The following is a 3,168-nucleotide window of genomic DNA, read 5'->3' as shown; positions in this document are numbered from 1 at the left end:
ACTTTGGTAATCGCCGAGACGTAAGTGCGCGCCCTGCTTGAGCTTTTCGTTCGCAGGGAGAGCGGCTACTGGGTACAGGCGGGATTCAAGCCGAGCAGCKTGAAGGCYTTKGCCTGAAGCGGCGTGGGCCGCGTGGTGGTGACGATCTTGGCCTCGGGGTTGAGGTGGGTGTGGGTGATGTTGTAGGCCAGGGTGGAGAGGTCCTGCAGCAGGGTCYTGAAGCTGTGCAAGGGTGAGCCGTCGTCTGCCATCTTGCTCGCATCCTTGGCCCTGGCATGCTCGGAKCGCAACGCCTTGGCCACTGGAGAGGCCCTGGCGGCGCTGGCCTCTTCGAGGTACTCGTCGTCGAACAGCATGGGCTTCAGACGCTCGCGCATTTGCCACTCGACGTAGTAGGCCAGCATGCAAAGGAAGACGTGGGCGCGCACGCGCTGCTCGCTGTAGTGGAAGACCGGGCGCACGTGCAGGTCGATGGTCTTCATGCAGCGGAAGGCGCGCTCCACGTGGGCCAGGCTCTTGTACGCGGCCACCGCTGCRTCGGCATCGAGCTTCGTTGCGGGGACATTGGTRCGCACCACGTACAGGCCGTCCAGCGCGGYCTCGGCGGCGATGGCATCGAGCTTGCGCCGATAGGTCAACGACGTCGGGGTGATGAGGAGTTCGAAGTGCTTGGCCATGTGGAAGCGGCCGATCACACGACCCACGCGCAGGCCAATGGCATCCTCGCCGTGCAGCGGATKGCGAGCGCGCTGAGWGGCCGACACGATCTTGTCCAGATCGGCTTCGGTTGCAGCGAGCAACTCCAGCCGCTTGCGTGCGCGCTCCTCGGCCAGCAGCGGATTGCGGCACACCACCAGCCGCTCGCCGGGGAAGTGCGCGCTGGTGAGTTCAAGCAGGTTGCGCTCATCGAACAGCGACGGCTGCAATGGGCCATGTTCCTCGGCGAGCTGCGCGATCTGCGGCGCGCGCAGCGAGCTCACCCAGTCCATGCCCGCGGGCTTGAGGACCTGCTCGATGCGAGCCGAGGTGAGCATGCCGCGGTCACCTACCCAGGCCAGGTGTTCGATGCCGAAGCGCTCCTTGAGCTTGGTCACCTGAGCGGCCACCGTGGCCGGGTCGGCCGTGTTGCCCTTGAACACCTCCACCGCGATCGGRCAACCCTCGGCKSAACACAGCAGTCCGAAGACGATCTGCGGGTCATCGCGCTKGCCGTCGCGCGAATGGCCGCGCGCGGCGAGTTCGCAGCACCGTCCCGTCAACCAGGTCGAGGTGAGGTCGTACAGCACGAGGGTGGAGCCCGCCAGATGCTGACGGGCCAGGCGCCGCTCGATGGCCGGTTGTGCGTCATGCAGCCAGTCCAGCGCCCGGTACAGCTCATCGGCGCTGCATTGGCCGACCCCCAGCACGCGGCCCAGCGAGGAGCTGGCGGTGTCGTCGTGCAGCAAGCGATGGGTGGCCAGCTTGGAGGCTGGCGAGATCACGCGGGCCACCAACATTGCCAGCAGCACGGGCTGCAGTTCCTGGGGCGCTGAGGCGAACCAGGACGAAGCGCCCGAGCCACGCGCAGCACCCAGCACGGCGGCCACATGGCCGTGAGGCAGGGTGCGCTCGACGGTGAAGACCTCCTCGACGCTGGGGACGGCCACGCCGCCGCGCAGCAGCACCTTCAGGCCTTCGATGACCTCCTCGGGCAGGCAAGACAGGTTGGCTAGGGTGCGTTTGCGGACCTTGCCGTCCTCGCGGTAGGACTCGCGCAGGAGCACTGCGGCGGGCGAGTTGCGGTTCGGCACGGACTCGATGTACATGACTTCGTTTATAGAACCAATACAGAGCTAATTCAACAGAATAATGAACAATTTACATGGCTACAAATTGACACAAGAAAAAGGCCGAAACCCGCGCCAATGCTGGGTTACGGCCTGATCAATGCTTCAAAGTTCGGGCTAGCCAGCGCCTGCTGGGGAAGGGGCACAATGCGGCCAACCGCCGGATTCGGCCAATGYGGACCTTCGCAGCTACCCGCCATGTAGGGCTATAGATCGAACTGGCACGATGCGGCATGACTTCTTCAGCATGCGCGAGTACGCTCTCGGTTCCAGTAACCTCGTGCAAGCAATCTTCATCCAGGAGCCCTGACATGACTGCTCCTGCCCGCTCGTATCTTCGCGATTCATCCCCAGCTGAAACCATCGCTCTTCCGTCCAACATGATCGGAGATAGCTTTCATATTGCAGCCCATTCGCAAAAGACCTTCAAGCCCACCGGTGCCCCAGTTGTCTTCTTTGACGTCCTGTCGCACAAAGGGCAGCGCATCGGTATTGCAAACGCCATTCTTGAGCCGAAGGCAGATTCCGTGGCAGGCGTGGGACACGTGTGCGTAACGCTGAGCGAGGAGTACTCAGACCCTGAACTGCTGACGCAAGTCGCCGATGTTTTGGTTGATTTTGCTTTCTCTTCAGGAATATCCGAGGTGCTGATCGTCGTGCCGGGATCGCATGCGACCTCTGTAGATGCATGCTGCAGGTTGGATCCGATCTCGTCGGCGGAGACGCTCCTTGATTCTGGAATCCAGGCGCAGACATATGTTTATCGCCGCTAGGCACTAGCCTCGCGGCTGCATTTGCAAATGCGCGTGCACGCAGGCGGAGCCCCGCTGCAACGCCATATTGACCGTGGTGCTCGCTTCCCTCGCCGTCGAAGCCACCAACTTCGGAGCCGAACACGCGCCCAGCCAGAGCGCCTGAACTGGCCGAGCGCGTGCGCAAGGTGGAGGCGCAGATGGCTCGTGCCGGCCTGGAGCCAGTCGCGCTGCTGGGAGGCATCAAGGTCTGAAGTAACCTGTCACTCCAGGGCTTCGAGCTTGCTGCTCAGGAATTCAAGGCCGGCCGCGATGAACATGACCCCGACCAGCGCGCCAAGCACGGCCATGTTCAGGCCGTAAATCAGTGCGCCCCTCATCGCGCGCAGCCGCAATTTGTAGCTTCGGCTGGCGTTCTTCGGCGGGTTGCGCTTCGTTTCGATGGCCCCTTGGTCTTCGAGGGCGCCTGTGATGGAGATCATTGGTCTTCTTGGTGGTTTCGGGTTGGGCCGTCGCCCCTTGTTCACGATTGGCGGCTGAGCGCGCAGCCGGGCCCCGAAAATTCGTTACATATTTACGACATATTTACG

Annotated in this window: 3 protein-coding genes; 1 reads left to right on the top strand and 2 read right to left on the bottom strand. The window is 62.8% G+C overall.

The genetic code is table 11. The annotated features are described in order from the left end of the window. Positions 1 to 65: 65 nt before the first annotated feature. A complete protein-coding gene (locus tag AC1DY5_RS48890; RefSeq protein WP_478121544.1) occupies positions 66 to 1,805 on the bottom strand; it encodes an IS1634 family transposase in 1,740 nt (579 codons plus the stop codon). A gap of 332 nt (positions 1,806 to 2,137) precedes the next feature. On the opposite strand from AC1DY5_RS48890, the gene AC1DY5_RS48885 reads away from it, so the two are divergent. After that, on the top strand, positions 2,138 to 2,599 hold the full coding sequence (locus AC1DY5_RS48885; protein ID WP_478121543.1) for a hypothetical protein: 462 nt from the start codon (positions 2,138 to 2,140) through the stop codon (positions 2,597 to 2,599). Positions 2,600 to 2,841: 242 nt separating this feature from the next. Here AC1DY5_RS48885 and AC1DY5_RS48880 read toward each other — a convergent pair whose 3' ends face one another. Beyond that, a complete protein-coding gene (locus AC1DY5_RS48880; protein ID WP_478121542.1) occupies positions 2,842 to 3,060 on the bottom strand; it encodes a hypothetical protein in 219 nt (72 codons plus the stop codon). Positions 3,061 to 3,168 lie beyond the last annotated feature (108 nt).

This window comes from Variovorax sp. P4_D9 (assembly GCF_056401695.1).
Note: the sequence above shows the minus strand (reverse complement) of the source record. Positions and strands in the feature narration are given on the sequence as shown.